General features: G+C 42.0%; 15 protein-coding genes. 8 read left to right on the forward strand and 7 right to left on the reverse strand.

The features are described 5' to 3' along the window. Positions 1–456: 456 nt before the first annotated feature. Positions 457–1305 carry an AraC family transcriptional regulator gene (locus BN2425_RS17455; protein WP_154663533.1) on the reverse strand — a complete coding sequence of 283 codons (849 nt, stop codon included), beginning with the start codon at positions 1303–1305 and terminating at the stop codon, positions 457–459. A 363-nt stretch (positions 1306–1668) separates the two neighbouring features. Here BN2425_RS17455 and BN2425_RS17460 point away from each other — a divergent pair, with 363 nt between their 5' ends. From BN2425_RS17460 to BN2425_RS17485, 6 genes are all read left to right on the forward strand, one after another. Further along, positions 1669–3339, forward strand: a complete 1671-nt coding sequence (locus BN2425_RS17460) for a hypothetical protein (protein ID WP_042462295.1) — start codon at positions 1669–1671, stop codon at positions 3337–3339. 166 nt (positions 3340–3505) lie between these two features. Further along, complete coding sequence (locus BN2425_RS17465) at positions 3506–4321, forward strand: N-acetylmuramoyl-L-alanine amidase (protein WP_052352938.1); 816 nt, start codon at positions 3506–3508, stop codon at positions 4319–4321. 266 nt (positions 4322–4587) lie between these two features. Further along, the gene (locus tag BN2425_RS17470) at positions 4588–6477 is read left to right on the forward strand and encodes a winged helix-turn-helix transcriptional regulator (RefSeq protein WP_042462088.1); all 1890 of its coding nucleotides are present in this window, start codon (positions 4588–4590) and stop codon (positions 6475–6477) included. Then, positions 6474–7436 (forward strand): DMT family transporter, encoded by a 963-nt coding sequence (locus tag BN2425_RS17475; protein ID WP_042462090.1) that lies wholly within the window; start codon positions 6474–6476, stop codon positions 7434–7436. Before BN2425_RS17470 ends, BN2425_RS17475 begins: the two co-directional genes overlap by 4 nt. A gap of 44 nt (positions 7437–7480) precedes the next feature. After that, a complete protein-coding gene (locus BN2425_RS17480; RefSeq protein WP_042462092.1) occupies positions 7481–8188 on the forward strand; it encodes a CTP--phosphocholine cytidylyltransferase in 708 nt (235 codons plus the stop codon). Positions 8189–8284: 96 nt separating this feature from the next. Next, a complete protein-coding gene (locus BN2425_RS17485) occupies positions 8285–8512 on the forward strand; it encodes a DUF2187 family protein (protein ID WP_154663534.1) in 228 nt (75 codons plus the stop codon). Positions 8513–9051: 539 nt separating this feature from the next. Here the strand turns inward: BN2425_RS17485 and BN2425_RS17490 are convergent. Together BN2425_RS17490 and BN2425_RS17495 are read right to left on the reverse strand one after the other, a co-directional pair. Beyond that, positions 9052–10533, reverse strand: coding sequence for a S8 family serine peptidase (locus tag BN2425_RS17490; RefSeq protein ID WP_042462095.1), 1482 nt, complete (start codon positions 10531–10533; stop codon positions 9052–9054). Positions 10534–11270: 737 nt separating this feature from the next. Continuing rightward, positions 11271–11621 carry a hypothetical protein gene (locus tag BN2425_RS17495; RefSeq protein ID WP_042462097.1) on the reverse strand — a complete coding sequence of 117 codons (351 nt, stop codon included), beginning with the start codon at positions 11619–11621 and terminating at the stop codon, positions 11271–11273. A gap of 585 nt (positions 11622–12206) precedes the next feature. On the opposite strand from BN2425_RS17495, the gene BN2425_RS17505 reads away from it, so the two are divergent. After that, positions 12207–13553, forward strand: coding sequence for an ABC transporter substrate-binding protein (locus BN2425_RS17505; RefSeq protein ID WP_042462101.1), 1347 nt, complete (start codon positions 12207–12209; stop codon positions 13551–13553). 75 nt (positions 13554–13628) lie between these two features. Continuing rightward, complete coding sequence (locus BN2425_RS17510; RefSeq protein ID WP_042462103.1) at positions 13629–14813, forward strand: amylo-alpha-1,6-glucosidase; 1185 nt, start codon at positions 13629–13631, stop codon at positions 14811–14813. Positions 14814–14873: 60 nt separating this feature from the next. On the opposite strand, the gene BN2425_RS17515 is transcribed toward BN2425_RS17510, so the two are convergent. From BN2425_RS17515 to BN2425_RS17530, 4 genes are all read right to left on the reverse strand, one after another. Continuing rightward, positions 14874–16112: a sensor histidine kinase gene (locus tag BN2425_RS17515; protein ID WP_042462106.1), complete on the reverse strand. Its 1239-nt coding sequence runs from the start codon at positions 16110–16112 to the stop codon at positions 14874–14876. An 8-nt stretch (positions 16113–16120) separates the two neighbouring features. Further along, entirely contained in the window at positions 16121–16792 is a 672-nt protein-coding gene (locus BN2425_RS17520; RefSeq protein WP_042462108.1) for a response regulator transcription factor, read from the reverse strand. A gap of 65 nt (positions 16793–16857) precedes the next feature. Beyond that, on the reverse strand, positions 16858–17688 hold the full coding sequence (locus tag BN2425_RS17525) for an RnfABCDGE type electron transport complex subunit D (RefSeq protein WP_042462110.1): 831 nt from the start codon (positions 17686–17688) through the stop codon (positions 16858–16860). Then, a complete protein-coding gene (locus BN2425_RS17530; RefSeq protein ID WP_042462112.1) occupies positions 17689–18570 on the reverse strand; it encodes an FAD:protein FMN transferase in 882 nt (293 codons plus the stop codon). Positions 18571–18575: the final 5 nt, after the last annotated feature.

Genomic DNA, 18575 nt, shown 5'->3' on the forward strand with positions numbered 1-18575 from the left:
CATTTCTAGCTTTTTCAATGTTTACGGTCACGTAGAGGCTGTCTACGTTACCCATTTCTAGCTTTTTCAATGTTTACGGTCACATAGAGAAGAGGCATTCAGGTAACCTCAATCTGTATTTTTCAGCAGGGTCGGGATTAAGAGTCAGTGATGAAATAATAGATATCATTTAACAAAATTAACTAAACGTTTAATTAAAATTCACACCAAAACCTAACAATCGTTTGTTTAATTTGGCTGCAATCATTGATAGGTAGTGCCTTTGAATGCTATCTATCCCAAAAATGTTGTCAGTTAAACAAACGTTTAGTTAAAAGGGTCGATAAATCCGTTATGACAGCAATCATCCCAATTATAAAGAATAAATTTGTCAGTTAAATAAACGTTTAATTAGGACCGTAACTAATCCTCTTAAGAAAGATTGATGCATGAGAACCGTCCCCCCGTTCCCCAGGTTCACTGTTTTTCCAGTCTATATTGATAGGGTGACATGCCGGTGACTTTTTTGAAGACACGCCAGAAGTGGACGTTGTTGGTGTAGCCTACGATGTTGGCAATTTGGTTTATTTTTTTTGTGGTTTCGTTGAGGTATCGTTTGGCTTCGTTTATGCGGATGGCGTGTAGGTAGTCGATGAAGCTGCAGCCGGTGTATTTTTTAAATAGTCTGCTGATGTACTGTTCGTTTAAATGAAAATGGTCGGAAAGGGAACCCAATGAGATGTCGTTCGCGTATTCATTGTTGATAAAGGTGATGATCTTTTCGATTTCTGGTTTGCCTGACTTTCGTTGGGGATTCATCGCTTTCGTTGTTTTTTGCGGGCTCACCGCCTCTAACAACCTGTTACTTTCAATTAATAGTTGTGACAACAAGGCTCTAAGATAAATCTCCCTCCCCTTGCGTTTCATCTGATATTCCTCGAATAACCTCTGCATAATATTGTGGATCAATTCCCGCTTATTTGGAGGAATTGGCACAATATGCGGGCCATTTTCAAACAGTGATCCTAACAGGATCCGTTCGCTTGCGTTCAAAAAACACTCGCGAAAATTCATCACAATTCGCTCGTACTTCTGCTGGTTTTTCAAAACTGTTTTATGGATGACATTTTTATCGATAAAGACCAGATGCTGGCGCTTCACCTCGTACATTTCCCCATTAATGAGATAAATCCTTTCCCCTTCACACTGATAATAAATTTCATAATCCTGGTGCAGATGGTGGGTGGTCATCGATGGACGACACCCCTTAAAACGATCTATATAAAAAGACTGTTCGTGCAAAGAAACGCTTACTTTTTGTACCAATGAATATACCCCCTGTCACACTAAGACACCGAGCTGAGATTCCATACCTTTTTCCATGCTAAGCCGCCCCTTTCCTTCACCTTTTTAGTAATCCCTACTTTCAGCCCACTTCAGAAAAGAAATCGTAGTAAATTAGTAACCCTTCTTCCGAAATTGTAAACATTAACGCCTGACCCATACAAAATATGTAATAAAAAGGTTGCTATACTTTTATTGTTTAGGGGTTTAGTGAAGTAAAGTACTTAATTAGGAGCCCAAGCAAATGAAAGGTTTGCATAGTGGGCGGAGGTGATGATGAGAAACTCTGGTTTTTCCATCCAGACCTACATAAATTTTAAAAATGATAGAATGGTGGGATTCACTATGAAATTAAAAAAGACAATGAAATGGGTTTTGGCTTTATCCTTTGTTACTTCCCCGCTTTTGTACAGTGGACAAGGAACAGCGAAAGCAGCAGAAATCAATTCAATCCCCAATACAACAAGATATTTCAAGAATTATGACAATAGCTTTCTATCCGTCTCTGGTTATGCCTCATTCGGGGTTCATGACCGCAGCCAATACATTGACACCCCGTATTATCGCCAGGTAAAAACCGAAAGAGAATTTTTACAGGCGATTGTCGATGCCCAAGCAGGAAATGTCAAAGTCATTGAAGTAGCCAAAGACTTGAACTTTGGCTGGAAAAATTTAAATCTTAGTGCAGACGAAGCCAAAAAGTATCGGTTTATCACCAAATACCGGGACCCTATGTATGGATTTACCAATCCAAAACTAGCTGCTTCCGGTGTTTCACAGTTAAAGATTGATGGTGTCGATGGGCTGACGATTTTTTCAAAAAAAGGGAAAACGATTCGGTCCGCGGAACTCAATTTACAAAGATCAGCAAACGACATCGTCATCCGAAACCTGAACTTCGATGGTATGTGGCAATGGGATGATACCGGGAAACATAAGGAAGTAGGCTGGACCTTTATTAAAATTAATGGGGCCAATAATGTATGGATTGACCATTCCAAATTTACACTGGGAGCCGATGGGTTAATTGATACGGAAAATGGCGGATCCAATATCACCATCTCCTGGTCCCAATTCGGATTACCAGCCAATGAACATCCGGCAGAAGATAGCGACATCTATCAAACGATTCAGTTTATGGAGCAAAAATATGCCGCTGGGGAGTTAAATTCCGATAGCGTGTACTATAACATGCGCAATGGCGGGGCGACCAAGGAAGAGATTATGGCCTATGCCGCCTATCACAGTAAGGTCCATCTAACGGGGTCCGGTGATAAAGACTATGTGGATTATGTGTCAGGCAGTGGTTTGAATTACAAAGATGGCAATCAACGAATCCGGCTCACACTCGCCTATAACACCTATACCAATGTCGGGCAGCGGGTGCCGATGATCCGCCAAGGCACCGGCCATGCCTATAACTTGTATCTAGATAACTCCACTCACTATGATATTTTGGAAAAGGTTGCGGCGATTGCGGAATTTGGAACCGACCAATTGTCACGAGCATTGAATGCGCGAAATGGTGCTTCTGTTGCAGCCGATACCTCCGTTTTTAATGACATTAACGAACCGATTACCGGTGCTGAAATTCAAGGATTAGATACAGGTTACATGGAGGCCCCTTGGGATACGTTATTCCATAGTGCTTATAACCGTAATTTGATTGTCAACTCCCGAGTCACCAATCAATATGGGTCCTATACCGGAAGCAGTTGGGACAATAATGGCGAAAACCTGTTTACCAAAGGATTTACCTGGTATGACAAATCCACGATTGGAAATTGGGCTTGGTCCTCTCATATTGTAGGAAGCGAAAATATGAGCAAAATGAACCCGCCTACAGAACCATTCAGTTTCGAATATCGGGATGATGAGAAGCTGCCTTACACTTATAACGTGCTTCCTTTAAATTCTGTGGTGCCAACAGTGACAGAGTATGCCGGTGCAAACAAAGTGAACTTGAGTCCGATTGGTTGGTTAAAAACCACCTATAGTTCTAAGGGGAATAATTAAAGACAATCTGTCTTGATAAAAACGCTTGGTTTTTAAAACCAGGCGTTTTCTTTTTTCCAAAATACCAAAAAGCGAACCCGCCTAATAAGAGAAAAATGTTTACCCAAATGTCCCTGTCAAAAATAAATATTTCACATTATATAAAGTAAGGAGGAGTTGATAAGTTATGGTCAAAAAGGTTTGGTGGGATCCTGGTCACGGCGGAAGCGATCCAGGTGCTGTTGGAAATGGATTAAATGAAAAGGATCTAACATTAAAGATCGTTCGATACGCCATGACCTCCTTAGAAGCAAACTATACGGGTTTTGAACAAAGAGCCACACGAACAACTGATGCGACTGTTGAATTAACCAAACGGGATGATGGTCCCGATGCTTGGGGAGCAGACGTATTTGTAGCGGTTCATATTAATTCCGGCGGTGGAACAGGCTTTGAGAGTTACGTTTACACAAGTCCTGATGCAGGTTCCGTATCACTCCAAAATGTTTTACATCCTGAAATCTTAGCCGCCATGAAAAAATTTGGCGCCATTACAGACAGAGGAAAAAAACGCAGTAATTTCTTTGTGGTACGGGAAACCAATGCACCCTCGATTTTAACGGAGAATCTTTTTGTTGACTCCAGTGATGCTAATTATTTAAAAAATGAAGCCTTCTTGAAAGCGATTGGGGAGGCACACGCAAGAGGTGTAGCAGCCTATTTAGGATTAAGCAAAAAGGAGGTAACACCCGTGTTGGAACAAACACCAGTTAGAGTGATTATTCCGAATTCGGCATTTTGGCAAGTAAAATCCTTAATCCCGCAATATATGGATCGTGGTTATAAAGCATATGGAGAACCACAGCTAGACTATAGCACGGCCTATCCAAAAGACAATGACCCTTGGGCGTTTATCATTGAAACCACTTTAGCTTTTGCGAATCAGCTAGTCAATGAGTTTAAAAGAATGGGGTATGATCGGGTTTACATTGAAAACAGATAAGAGCACCCCCTTCCTACTATCTTTTCATAATAGGTTAAAAAACGTTTGGTTTTTGAACAGCCAAGCGTTTTTTTATTTTCCTGAACTGTCATGTTAACTTATCCACCCAAGCCTCCCAACCCTCCTATATTTCAATTAAATTAACCTAACGCCGATGTTCTGATAACTATTTGTTTTTTCCTAAAAATACCTATATTCCCAATTTACGTTAGATATGATACAATAGTACTGTTCAAAAATTGAACACGAAAAGGAGGGGGCTCAAGATGCTTAACTTTAAAATTCTAGAAATCTTATTAAAAAACCCAGACATCTCGCAGAGGGAACTATCCAAGCAGGTTCATCTTTCTATTGGGAAAGTAAATGCCTCGTTAAACAGACTCCAAATAGATGGATATATTGAAATAAACAAGTCAGGTAATAGATATGATTATCATGTTAGCGACAAAGGTAGAAACTTCCTTCTACAAGAACTTGAAATCCTTCAAGAATCAAAGGTTCCCCTTCAGACTATTAAAAACAAAAAAGTCACACAGGCTGTGATTTTAGCTGCTGGCGAGAGAAAGGAATTTAACCAACCCGTTTGTTTACTTGACATCGAGGGATCCAATCTTCTAAAAAGAACAGTGACGATTTTAGAAGAAAACGGAATTGAGAAAATCATCATTGTGACGGGTTACCAAAAGGACGCTATCGAGAATGATGAGTATCTCAAAGGGAAAGACCCTATCTTCTTCGTTGAAAACCCCCGCTATCTATGGACTGGCAGCATGGCCTCACTAGCCGTGGCGGCAGAACATGTTACAGATGATTTTGTCCTGATCGAAGATGATATTTTACTAGAAGAAAGAGTAATGAGGGAGCTACTCCAGCACGAAGACCGGGATTGTATGCTGCTGACAAAAGAAAGTGGATCTGGCGATGAAGCATACGTCGAAATCCGAAACGGTACGATCTATGAGATCTCAAAAGATATTTACCGCTTAAACCGCATTGATGGCGAAATGGTGGGGATGACAAAAATTTCGTACGAAGTCTTTAACGAGATGCTAGAAATTTTTAAAAGCAATAAAAATCCTTATATAAACTATGAATATACCCTTCTCGATGTCTCACGAACGATTGACTTAAGCTACCTTAAAATTCCTGACATGATTTGGTATGAAATTGATAACCAAGAAAATTACCATACCGTTGTAGACAAGATTTTTCCTTTATTAAAGGTGAAGGAAGAAGCGTACAAAGAGCATCAGCTAAAACAAACAATTGCAAACGCTTTAAAAATAAAGGTCAATCAAGTCACAGCCATCTCTCCCCTCGGCGGCTTAACCAACCGAAACTATAAGGTGACCATCAACGAAAAGGACTATGCGGTCAGATTTCCTGGTAAGGGTACCGAGTCCTATTTAAATCGACAGGCTGAAAAAATTCATTCTTTCATTGTCAGCAACCTTGGAGTTCATCCTAAAATTGTTTACTTTGATGAGCAGACCGGTTTGAAACTGGCTGAATATATTCCTAACGCTGAAACACTGAATTCTAAAACAGGAAAAAGACAAGACAACCTCTCTTTGGTTGCGAGAATTTTTCAGAAAGTCCATCATTCTGGTGAAAAATTTGTGGATAGATTTGATGTATTTGAAAAAATTACCGAGTACGAAACCATTCTTCATGAGTTTAATGGCAAATTACCAGATGATTATGATGATGTAAAAAGGCAAGTTCTTGAATTAAAAAGTGAATATCAGTCCCTCCCTTTTGAATTGGCACCATGCCATATCGATCCGCTTGCTGAGAACTTTGTCAAAAGCGGCGAAGACCAAATGTTTTTAATCGATTGGGAGTATGCAGGCATGAATGATCCGCTTTGGGACATTGCGGCTTATAGCATTGAAGCGGAGCTGTCGTCATCTGAGGAAAAGCTGTTCTTATTAAACTACTTTAATGGAGAAATGACTGATGAAGAAGCCAAAAGGCTTTGGATGAATAAAATTTTCCTAGATTTTCTGTGGACGATTTGGGCCTTAATGAAAGAAGCCTTAGGGGAAGATTTTGGTTCTTACGCTGCCACCCGCTATCATCGCGCAAATTCTAACTTAAGAGAGTATGACAAGCTACAAAAAGTAAGAGGTAAACGGGAGGGGCAGATTTTATGAAAATCAAAAGTGTCAGTGATGCCAGAAAAGGGTTAGGGGCTGGGGTTCTGGCCGGTGCTACATGGGGAGTAGATACAGTGCTAGTGGGGATCATTATGGCCAGCACTCCCTTTATCGACTCAGCGGAAGCAATATTTTTAGCGCCATTTGTCGCTACCTTTATGCACGACTTTTTCTCAGCCGTCTGGGCCACACTTTACATGCTAGTAAAAGGCCAATTAAGAGAAGTTTTAAAGTCGCTAAAAACAAAAAACGGCGTCGTCATTGTTGTTGGGGCCCTTTTAGGCGGACCTGTTGGGATGACCTGTTATTTATTAAGTGTTAAATATATTGGTCCTGCTTACACAGCAGCGATTACCGCGGTATTTCCAGCCGTCAGTGCCCTGCTAGCGGCATTAGTATTAAAGGAAAAAATCAATGCCCGGGTCTGGTTTGGTGTGGTCTTAAGTGTAATCGGTGTCATTGTCCTAGGATATGTACCATCAGCATTTTCGGTGGGCAGCAATTTCGGATTAGGGTTACTTTTTGCATTCGGTACAGTCATTGCCTGGAGCTTAGAAGGAATCATTTGCGCATGGGGAATGAAAGATGGAGATATGGACCCTGAGCACGCCATTAATATTCGGCAGGCCACTTCGGGAATTTTTTATGCCATCATTATCGTTCCATTTATTCAAGGATATGACTTAGCATTCAGTGTCCTGACCTCTCAGGTTGGATGGATTATCGCGATCACCGCATTAGTCGGCACGGCCTCCTACGTTTATTATTATAAAGCCATTAACATCATCGGAGCTGCACGAAGCACTTCTTTGAATATTACCTATGTGGTCTGGGCAATCGTTCTCCAGCTGCTATTTATGAGTACGCCTGTAAGTCTGCAACTCATTATTGGTTCCCTCATTGTGATTATGGGGTCGATTTTCGTCGCGGGGAATCCTAATCACTTAATGATTTAGAAGAGAAATTAGCATTATAACTGTAAATAGAAAGGCTGAATGCTATGAGAGCCATTATTTTGGCAGCAGGGATGGGAACCAGACTCCGGCCATTAACGGACCATACGCCAAAATCGTTAGTGGAAGTTGGCGGTGAACCGTTGGTGGAAAGGCAAATCCGGTTTTTACAGGAAAAAGGCATTACCGATATTATCATCGTAACGGGCTATTTAAAGGAAAAATTCAATTATCTAAAAAGCAAATACAAGGTAAGACTAGTCCACAACGACAAATATGAAATCTACAATAATGTTTATACCATGTACCTGGTCAGAGAATATCTGCAAGATAGCATTGTTACTGAAGCCGATGTTTATATGAACAATAACTTTTTTAAAACTAACTTGGTCCATTCCACATATTTTACAGGGCTTAAACAAAACTTCGCTAACGAGTGGGTTCTCCAATTTGACAGCCAATACAAGGTGACGAACATCACGGTTAGGAGTGGCACAGATTATATTATGTCGGGTGTATCCTACTGGTCAAAAGAGGATGGGTGCTTTATCAAGGAAAAGCTTGAAGAGATCATTGCCTCTGGCCAATTTAAGGATTTATATTGGGATGATATCGTGAAGGAGCAAATCCACCACCTTAACGTATACGTTTCAATCATCAACCCAGACGACTGGTTTGAAATTGACAGCTTAACTGATTTTCAACATGTTAACGAATATATGATGAAAAAAAGAAACGCAGTCACGAGTAACTGACCAGTATGAACGATTATAAGCCTTAAATTTCTCTGGCAAATTTTGAATACTTGGGCATACTTACAATGAACCGATATGAAAAAGGAGAAAAGAGCCATGGCAGATGAGGCAATACTGGATGAAAAAAATGAAGATAACACGAAAACGGGTAAAGCAAAGATAGGCGATATGGTCGAAATCAAAAGAGGCAAACGAAAAGGAGAAAAAGCAGAGGTTATTTCCCTTCGAGAAAACTCGGTTATCGTGGAACTTGGAATCAACAAAAAAACCGGAGAACCAATTAAAACGGTCGTCAACCATAAGAATTATAAGCGAATGAAGTGAAGGCTCCATGGGGATCCCACTGGCTCCATGGGGACGGTTCTTCTGGAGCCGTCTCCATGGGGATCCCACTAAGTACCAAGGGACGTTTCTCCTGGCTTGATTGCTACTAGAACCGTCCGAAACCATGACTTGGCAGTAACGTTAAAACTAAATAAACGTTTAGGTAAGGATTCATCAAAACCTAACAATCGTTTGTTAAGTTGGGCTGCAAGCATTCATAGATATAGCATTTGACTATTCCTCTCTAAAAATATGTCAGTTATACAAACGATCAATTAAAAGGCCTGAAAGTCCGTTAATACAACAATTCCCTGAACAACTAAGAAAAATTTGTCAGTTACTTAAAAGTTTAATTAAATTTCACGAATCCTAAGAATAAATGAAACACTAGAACCGTCCCCCTGTTTCGCGGAGGACACCCTTACCATTAGCTAACCGTTCCTACTGCCAAGCCTGTAGTGGACTTTCACCACCAAGTTATCGCCCATGCCGGGCGCACCATAAAAAAGAGGCTGACGTGGGTCAGCCTCTTTGCATGATTATTTACCAGTCACAGCTGTATAAGCGTTTGCTTCACCCGAACCAAAGTATGCGTCATATCCCGGTTTGCCGTAGTCTAATGCTGTTTTTTCAATAAGAGCCTCGACCTGAGCTGGTTTGTAATCCGGATGGGCGGCTTTGATTAATCCGGCGATCCCTGCCACTTTTGGAGAAGCCATCGAGGTTCCGTGCAGATAGGCGTAGCCTGGATGCTCAGGATCGATGGTCGTGAAATATGGCTCTAAATACGTTGGCCAAGTGGACAATGCCCGATAAGTGAAATCACGGTCATTTAAATCTCCCGATGCGGCATATTTAGGACCATTGTCTCCGCCAGGCGCTGCTACCGTAATAAAGCTATTGCCATAGTTCGAATAAAAGGCCAGTTGGTCCTTTGACCAACTATTTGAAGAAGAAACCGTAATAACGCCTGGAAGGCCTCCTGGTGTTTCAATGGTCACACCTTTAAAGACAAGGTTGGTATCGCCATAGTTTACATTCAAATAATCGGTAAGTGATTTTTTATCCGCGTAGTTTAACTCTTCATTGCCGGCAGAAGCCACAAGTGTTACATTGTTTTGAACGGCATACTTAATGGCCCTCTTCCAAAGCAGAACATCAGCAATGTCAGAATAGCTCGTGCCATCGAACTGATATTTTAGGTTATCATAGCCGCCGATTGACATATTGACCACATCGACTTTATCTTTTGCGGCTTGAATCATAGCGGAAACGATCGGTGCAGTTGGGGCACTGCCAGAGCTGTCAAAAATACGATAAGCTCTGATTCCCAAATCTGGGCCGACCCCTTTAATTTTTCCATTACCCGCAATGGAACCGGCTACGTGTGTGCCATGACCTTCACGATCCAGTACATCGGTTTTGTCACCTGTTTCTGATGTATCGTCTCCGTTATAGCCGCCTTTAGGAACGAAACTTTGCCCGCCCACATAGTTTGCTTTCAAGTCAGGATGGTTGGCGTCAATACCGGTATCGATTACCCCGACAATGGCTTTATGAGTAACCTTTCCATTTGTTGCTGTACCGCCGGACTCAATTTTGAATGACTTTCCTTCATTTGTTAAATGACGGATATCCCACTGTGAGCTCCAAAATGTACCATCCTTATCAGGAGTGAGGGTAACAGGCTGACCATCTGCTTTTGCAGGCTGCTCGTCGTCCAGCTTATACCTCATTTCCACATTGGCCGCGCTGATACTAGAATTAGATTTTAGGTTGCTGAGAAAATTAGGATTTGATGAACGGACTTCCAATCCGCCAATTTCCGGAATGGCATTGATGACTTCCCCACCAGCCTTATTGATGTCTTGCTGATAGGTTTTTGGCAGAGATGATTGTTTGTAAGCAATGAGGTAGGTTTTTGCAGGTGCTTGTGCAGATGCTTGAAGGTTGAGAGAAGATAGAGAGATTGCTAGAATACTGCTGGCTACGACCGCGATACCCTTGTTCCTTTTTTTCAATAGACTAACCTCCTATTAAATTAATCTAACACCTTCATTTTAAGGTATGTTCCATTTTATGGAAATAGAAATCTCTCGATAAAAAGTGACAGGCACCATCCAAGGAATTCCCAAATCAGATTATCTTCTTTGAGGTGGTTCCTCTCAGCAAATTGGCAATAATATTCAATCGTTTTCTGTGTCTGCATGATAAAACTTTTGGAAGGTTTTCAAGGTTCAGAAATGGGAAGGGCGTCAGATTGTCATTTTTGTAGAAAATATAGTTGCTGTAAAGTGTTGATAGGGTTACGATGTATGTATTTACTTACACGGAGGAGGTCTTGAGGATATGGGACAGGGGAACTGTTAAATCGCTGTTGAAATACATGTCCTGAATAAATATGATGATTAGCGTAAGGAACCGACTCTTGTTTTTTTCTTCCCATGGATTTCTCCCTTCAAACTACTTAAAATATGGCCCAAGAGATATTTCACTCAATTATAAAAAGTACTGAACGCATAGAGCCTCATCTATGGAAATAATATAACACCGGAAATCAAGGAAATAGGAATTCTTTCAATTCCTACAGGATGATGAAGTGTATAATGGAAGCGAGCTACCCGACTGTAAGGATGGAAAATTCGACAAGTGGAAAGAATAATTCAGTTGTAAATAGCCACTAAAAATAAAAAAACTACGGATAAGGAGATTATCAGTAGTCTTTTCTAATATGTATGTAACCTACGGTACCCTTATCCTAGCTATTCAAAAAGTCCAATGCCGCCGCCTTTTTTGAAGATTGTTGAACTTCTCTTTCTGCGATCATATTTAGAATTTCTTGTACTCTCGCAATATCTACTACATGGTAGGAGCTGCTTCTCTCTTTTCTATCAGTATCAGAAAATACGGTAATACCCCATTCAACTTCTCCTTCGATGAATTCCCCTTTTGATTCAATAAATTGAATAAAGGTATTTGATTCAACACTACGTCCAGTTAAATTACTGTATGCATTTTCATCAGTACAAAAGAAGAGCCTTTCTCCTGTCTTTAATTTTTGCTTTAATTCCTTTATTTTCATTTGGAATTCATCAATTCTCTCTTCCATGTCTATTCTCCTTTATAAAATTCCTCTCAATTACCGGTGCATAAGTTCTATCATCTACTAATTAATCAGTATAATATTACTAGAATAATAAAAATTATACAGTCAAAAATACCCGATCACAATACATTTTCCCAAAATTTGTCGAAAGTGTTTTTGTGTGTATTTATACCTTAACTTTAACAATCCTTTTATGGTTATACCTGAAATATGGTAGTAAAAGGTGGTATCGGATCCACGGGGACGGTTCTCTTCTGGGGCCATCTCCAGGGATCCACGGGGACGGTTCTTCTGGGGCCATCTCCATGGGTCCTAGGTACCACAGGGGTGGTTCTCCTGACTTGATTGCCACTAGAACCGTCCCCATGGTATCAGTCCCCCTGTTTTGTTCCCATTATCTAAAAATATTTGATAATTACCTTTAAATTTTTGACTTAAAATGAAAACGTTAACATTTATAATGATAAAAAGTAGTAATTTTTGTAGTGCCTTAATTCTGCCGTTTATCTTGAAACAGCAGGGCCAGTCAGCATAGTTATGGATGATGTCAGTTTTAAGTTATTTTATAACAGGTAGAGGAGGATCATCATGTACAAAAAGCTTCTAAAACTGGCTGGGGTTTCTTCATTGGCAGCCTCACTGTTGTTAGCCGGCTGCGGCAAAGATAGCTCGTCCGCAAGCAGTACTACCAAAGATAAGGCAGCAAAAACCGAATCAGACGAAAAGGTTACCATTACATTTTGGGACGATAACGCAGGCCCTCAGCGTACCCCGATATGGGAAAAAATCATCAAAGACTTTGAAGCAAAGAATCCGAATATCACCGTTGATTATGTGGGACTACCGAAGGATTCCTCCAAATCCAAATATGACACGGCCATCGCGGCAAACGATACCCCAGACGTAGCGATTGTCTATCCGCAATGGATCCCGGAATTTGTCATGCGCGGCGCCTTGCTTCCGCTAGACTCCTATTTTAATAAATGGGACGAAAAAGGAAAAATTGACGCAGGTAGTATTAAATTTAACAAGGATATTGCGCCTGATAAGAAATTATACGCTGTTTCCTTTTCCCAAAACCAGGACATCCTTTGGGTTCGTCCGGACTTGTTTAAAGCAGCCAATGTGAAAATTCCGGAAACATGGGATGAATTCTTTACGGCCGCTGAAAAAATGACCGATCCATCTAAAAATGTCTATGGCTTTACCCTTCGCGGCGGCGTTGGCGGGTCTTTCCAATTACAGCGGATGATGTACGCTTATTCTGGAATCACAGACTATATGAAAAACGGCAAAAGCACAATTAACGATCCAAAACACGTTGAGTTTTTAAAGAAATATTTAGGCATGTATAAAAAATATACACCGCAAAGTGATATCAATGCTGACTATAAAACGATGATGGCTACCTTTGGTACAGGCATCGCCGCAATGGTCCAGCATAACATCGGTTCCTACGGGGAAAATGCCAAGGCCTTTAAACCGGAGCAATTCCAGGCCATTCCACTGCCTGCGTCAATGAAAGGCAACTATGTAGCAGAAGGCGGTAATACCGTCGGACTGGGTATTTTTAAAGGGACGAAACATGCGGATGATGCGTGGAAATTTATCGCGTTTGTCAACTCCAAAGAGAGCCAGAGCTATTGGAACCAGCAGGCAGGACAAATCCCTACCAACTCTGATACGTTTGGGGAAGATTGGGTGAAACAGGCTCCGCACATCCAGACGGCAGCCAATGTCTATTCAAATCCAAAAACAAAATTATACATTCCGCCATTCTATCTTCCGGAATACAGCACGATCCTGAACACGGTTGTAGACCCGGGCGTTCAGGAAGTATTGAGCGGCAAAAAGACAGTGGAGCAATTCTTGGATGAATGGGCCAACGCCTTAAATGAAGCGCAGAAAAAATACGATGAACACATGAAAAAATAATTGGATCCATGGGGACGGTTCTCCTGGCATCGTTGCCAGAAGAACCGTCCCTGTGGTATCAGAGGAGTAAAGTTTATGAGGAATGAAACTAATTTTCCCGGAAAGCAAACATGGCAACCTGTACTAGACTATACGGAGGAGCTCCACCAAAAATGTACGCATGAAGCCTCCTCCCCGTTTATTTATCCATGGGAGGAAATTGGAAGTGGGTATTGTTACGGGCCGGCATTCGGCCATTGGGATATTATTCATGAAACAATGGATGCGATTCACACACGACCATTGCATGCACGTCAGCAGCTCTTGAACAATCTTCATAATCTTTCATGTGACGGATTTCTTCCCGGTGTCATTTACCTCACAAACAATGAAGTAAGATGGGGCACGGACCAAACACACCCTCCAGTCTGGATTGCTGCGGTAGACCGTTATATGGAGGTAACGAAGGATGAATCCTTGTTGGAGCAGTGCTTCGAGGCTTTGCAGCGTCAGGTGGGATGGTTTGAACGGGAACGTAAAGCAGACGGTGAAGGATATTTCTATACCGATATTTTGAACCACAAGTGGGAAAGTGGTGTGGATGACGGTATCCGATTTAATGATACTTCTATGGGGAAATTTGCCTGTGTGGATGCCACATCCCATGTTTACTCCATGTATCGGACTTTGGAGAGATGGGCTGATAAGCTGGGTTATTCCAGTTCTCAGTACCGAAGCCGTGCTGACGAGCTGCAACAATTCATTCAGACGAAGTTATTTGATGAGGAGTCTGGGTTTTTCTATGATGTTTGGGCAGTAGATAGTCCAGAAAAACGGCACCTCTGCTTTGAAGGAATCTGGCCGTTGGTTGTCGGGGCGGCATCCCCCGCACAGGCACAACGAGTGATCGATGAACATCTCCTGAATCCGAACAAATTTTTCACCAATCATCCGATGCCAACCGTAGCCATCGATGATCCAGGTTTTGAACTTCGCATGTGGAGAGGCCCTTCCTGGAATAGTATGACCTATTGGGCCGCACGCGGCTGTATGAACTATAACAGAGACGACGCTGCCAAACTCATTCTGGAAAAAGCATTGGATGCGACTGCCGAACAATTTGAACGTACCGGTACGATTTGGGAGTTTTATCATCCGTTTTTGGGAGAGCAAACCGAATTAGCCAGAAAACCCTATACGGAATTTAATCAACCTTGCAAAGATTACCTGGGACACAATCCCCTTATTACAATGGCATATCTTTGGATGGAATGCCAGTAATCCACAGGGACGGTTCTCCTGGCTCTATCGCCAATAGAACCGTCCCCGTGGCTCCCTGCTTCATTTAACGGGAAGATTTACAGTAACCCGCGTCCCTTCTCCTTCATGACTTGTAATCCGAATTTTCCCGGAGTGGGATTGGACAATCCATTTGGCGATGGAAAGCCCTAATCCGGATCCTTCTAAGTGACGGGTTCTTGCCTTGTCCCCCCGGTAATAGCGATCAAAGATGTATGGAATATCTTCCTTCGGTATCCCAATCCCCGTGTCCGCTATTTCAATGATCGCGCGCGAATTTTTTACACTGCTTTTAATGGATATCACGCCATTCTCCTTGGTGTATTTGACGGCATTATCCAATAAAATAACAAACAGCTGTTTCAGCCTCTCTTTATCTCCCTTTAAGGAAATGGGAGAAAGATCCGCTGTTACTTCAATATTTTTCAAACTGGCTAATGCTTTAAAGTTTTTTACTATCTGATGAAGAGTGTCATCCAGCTGGATCGCCTCTTGCTGCAGCTGCAATTGGTCAGAATCAGACCGGGCCAAGGTCAGCAAATCGGAGGCCATCTTGGACAGATAATTTATTTCCTGAATGGCCTGATGGATGGTCTCACTTTCCTGTTCGACACTATGATTGGGATGGCGAAACAAGTGTTCAAGATTGAGTTTTAAAACCGACAGCGGTGTCCTTAGTTCGTGCGAAGCATCCGCCACAAATTGCTGCTGCTTGTCCCAAGACCGCTTGATCGGGATTAACGCTTTACTGGCCAGGTAAATCCCTGCCAGAATCGCGATAAATACACTTAATAAAGAACCGAAACCAATCACCATCAACAAATGGGAGAGCATTTCTTTTTCGTGTTTCAGGTTATAGACCACTTGAATTTTCTGATAGGGAGCATAGTTTTGATTATCGGAAACCGAAATATTGATATACCGATAGGATTGATCCCCAACAGCAGCCGTTTGCAGCCCCTCCTGATCAAGCAGACTGGAAAATTGTTTCCTCAGGGCATCAGAAAAGGAGTTTGTTGGCACCACTAGGCTTTGCTTCGTTCCCTTCCCCCAAAGGATATAGACAAACCGGCTATTTTCCTCCCGCTCCGGGTTAAACTCCCTGTCAATTCTCTCTCTTTCGCGAAGCAAATGGCTTTTCTTTTCTGTAAGGTTTTTATCCACTTGGTGGTATAAGCTGTAATACGTATAAAAATAAATAAGGGCGCCAAAAATATTTTGCAGAATAAAAAAAACGAGTGAATTCAGTATCACAAGCCGGCGTTTTGTTTTTTTAAACATGGATTATACTACTCCTTCAGCATATATCCCACACCACGGACCGTCCGAATCAGGTGTTCATAGTCAAAGGGGGCTAATTTTTTCCGTAAATAGTGGATATATAAATCCACAATGGCGTCGGTTGTTTCAGATTCTATTCCCCAAATACGTTGAAAAATTTGATCTCTTGTTAAAATTTGTTCCTTATTTTGAATCAAATAATAAAGCAATTCATATTCTTTGATCGTCAATTTTAAAACTTGGTCACCGATTAAGCCCTCATGCTGATTGGTATCCAAAAGGATGGGTCCATAGGCTATTTTCCCTTCCAGTCCGATTTTCCCTGCCCGGCGCAGGAGTGACCTGATTCTGGCTAAAAATTCTTCTGTCGCAAAAGGCTTGACGATATAGTCATCGGCCCCGTAATCAAGACCCTTCACCCGATCCTCGATCCGATCCTTAGCCGTTAGAAACAAGGTTGGTGTTTGATTTCCTTCCGCCCGCAATTTCCTCATTAAGGTAAAACCGTCCATTTTTGGGAGCATAATATCAAGCGTGATCAAATCATACTCACAGGCTAAGGCCAGCATATACCCTTCTTCGCCATCTTCCGCTTGGTCCACTTCGTATTGTTCTTCCTGTAAAATGGTCGAAATAATTCTTCTTAACGGCAAATCATCTTCTACAACCAATACTCGCATTCTGCACTTCCAACCCCCTTAAGGATTTTCAACCACGATCGTCTTCCCAGCATTTTGCCGATACATTATCCACTAATCACTCTCCGAGAAGTTTTAGATCGCATCTGCCTGCGTTCTGCTGCTTTCGAAGTTGATAACTTTTTCCAATAACTATAGATATTCCCTATCATCAGCCCGATAAACAAATACGTCAAGCCGCCGAAAATGGCATAGACAATGATTCCCGCAATTGCTGAAACAATGCCAAACACCACTTGATTCTGATATTTAGCCGGTGAAGTAGGCGGGTCGGTCAGCATAAAAAAGCTAAAGAACAGGGCGGCGTTAATAAAAGGAGGCCGAAGTGCATCTGCCGCTCCCCCTATCTCCAATAAGCCCAGCAGCAGGAGTAATAGAAAAAACGTCCCCAGATAGGCAAAAACTTGAGGAAATTTATTGACCCGCTCCGTTACCAGGTATCCTCCTATTAAAAGAAAGCCAATCATCCACCAAGGAAGGTCGCCAAACGCTCCCCACCAGCTCTGCCCTGGATGAAAAAGAAAAATCGATAGCAGCAAGCCAAAGGCAGCCGGATTAAAAATCGGTTTCTTCTTATAGACGAACAAATGCTTGGACAGGATGGCCATTACAGCGGTCCCTGCCACCATGTACCACGGGGTGGTGAAACTTAAAACCAAGGATATGATCAGTCCGGTAATGACCGTACTATCCTTGCTGCTTTTTCGATTCTTCAACGCGCAATAAATCGAGTCTGTTACAAATGCGGCAACAATGGCAATGAGACTATTGACGATCCCCATTAGTGTGATGGATCCAATCGAAGCAATGAATAAAAAAGCGGCGATGCTGATGGTGACATATCCTTTTGGTGTTTTTAGCCATTTAGGTGCGTTCAATTAAATCCCTCCCGTTCTAACAAGTTGTAATTCAGGTGTAATCCAGATTCCTTGTAAATTGGCGTCTTCGATTAGCTGTTTTCCTTTTTCTCCACCGAGCAGGAAGGAGGACGTCGAAAAGGCATCGGCCATCATGGCAAATGGGGCCATGACGCTGACACTGACCCATTGGTTGGGTGATTGTTTGGTTTTTGGATTCACAATGTGATGCAAATCAGCGATTGCCGGATTCCTCCGCTCGTAACTTCCTGATGTGCAGATGGCTTGATTGGTGATTTCAACTGTATCAATTAACTGATCTTTTTGAAACGGGTGCTGAATCCCGATTTTCCACGGCTGCCCATAAAAATCAAGCCCTCCGGCAAACAGGTCACCGCCAGCGTTAATGAGAAAGCCGTCAAACTCCTTCAATTCCTGGGCAGCCAAATCAATGGCAAAACCTTTGGCAACAGCACCCAAATCGATGACCAAAGGTTTTTTTAACAGTAAGGTACGGGGTTGCCGATCCATAACGATGTCTTGATACGAAACCGAATCGGCAGCAGGGCTGTCCATTCGGTCTCCCGTTAAATAATGCCGGTTAAATCCGTTTTTCTCCATCACTTTCCCGACCGTGGGATCGAATAATCCTTCCGTCATTCTGGCCATTTCAATGGCAAAATGAAGCGGCTCGAAGAAAAAGGGACTGATTTCAACGGGTGTGCCGACATTTTGGCAGGCCCGCATTAACTCACTAGAAGGGCTAAACCGGCTGCAGGCTTGTTCCACTTGGTAAAAGGCCTGAAACGCCTGATTTATCTTTTCGGCTGCTGCTTGATTCGATTTTCCTGTAACAACTTGTATATCGACTACAGTATCCATATACAATTTGGTTTTTCTCATGGTTT

It is taken from the genome of Neobacillus dielmonensis, assembly GCF_000612665.1.
Taxonomy (GTDB): Bacteria; Bacillota; Bacilli; order Bacillales; family Cytobacillaceae; genus Neobacillus; species Neobacillus dielmonensis.

Bases quoted from the DNA above. Each gene is read 5' to 3' on its own strand.
- BN2425_RS17460 (WP_042462295.1), top strand. From the start codon at position 1,669: ATGAAATTAAAAAAGACAATGAAATGGGTTTTGGCTTTATCCTTTGTT.
- BN2425_RS17465 (WP_052352938.1), top strand. From the start codon at position 3,506: ATGGTCAAAAAGGTTTGGTGGGATCCTGGTCACGGCGGAAGCGATCCA.
- BN2425_RS17470 (WP_042462088.1), top strand. From the start codon at position 4,588: ATGCTTAACTTTAAAATTCTAGAAATCTTATTAAAAAACCCAGACATC.
- BN2425_RS17475 (WP_042462090.1), top strand. From the start codon at position 6,474: ATGAAAATCAAAAGTGTCAGTGATGCCAGAAAAGGGTTAGGGGCTGGG.
- BN2425_RS17480 (WP_042462092.1), top strand. From the start codon at position 7,481: ATGAGAGCCATTATTTTGGCAGCAGGGATGGGAACCAGACTCCGGCCA.
- BN2425_RS17485 (WP_154663534.1), top strand. From the start codon at position 8,285: ATGGCAGATGAGGCAATACTGGATGAAAAAAATGAAGATAACACGAAA.
- BN2425_RS17495 (WP_042462097.1), bottom strand. From the start codon at position 11,621: ATGGAAGAGAGAATTGATGAATTCCAAATGAAAATAAAGGAATTAAAG.
- BN2425_RS17505 (WP_042462101.1), top strand. From the start codon at position 12,207: ATGTACAAAAAGCTTCTAAAACTGGCTGGGGTTTCTTCATTGGCAGCC.
- BN2425_RS17510 (WP_042462103.1), top strand. From the start codon at position 13,629: ATGAGGAATGAAACTAATTTTCCCGGAAAGCAAACATGGCAACCTGTA.
- BN2425_RS17515 (WP_042462106.1), bottom strand. From the start codon at position 16,112: ATGTTTAAAAAAACAAAACGCCGGCTTGTGATACTGAATTCACTCGTT.
- BN2425_RS17520 (WP_042462108.1), bottom strand. From the start codon at position 16,792: ATGCGAGTATTGGTTGTAGAAGATGATTTGCCGTTAAGAAGAATTATT.
- BN2425_RS17530 (WP_042462112.1), bottom strand. From the start codon at position 18,570: ATGAGAAAAACCAAATTGTATATGGATACTGTAGTCGATATACAAGTT.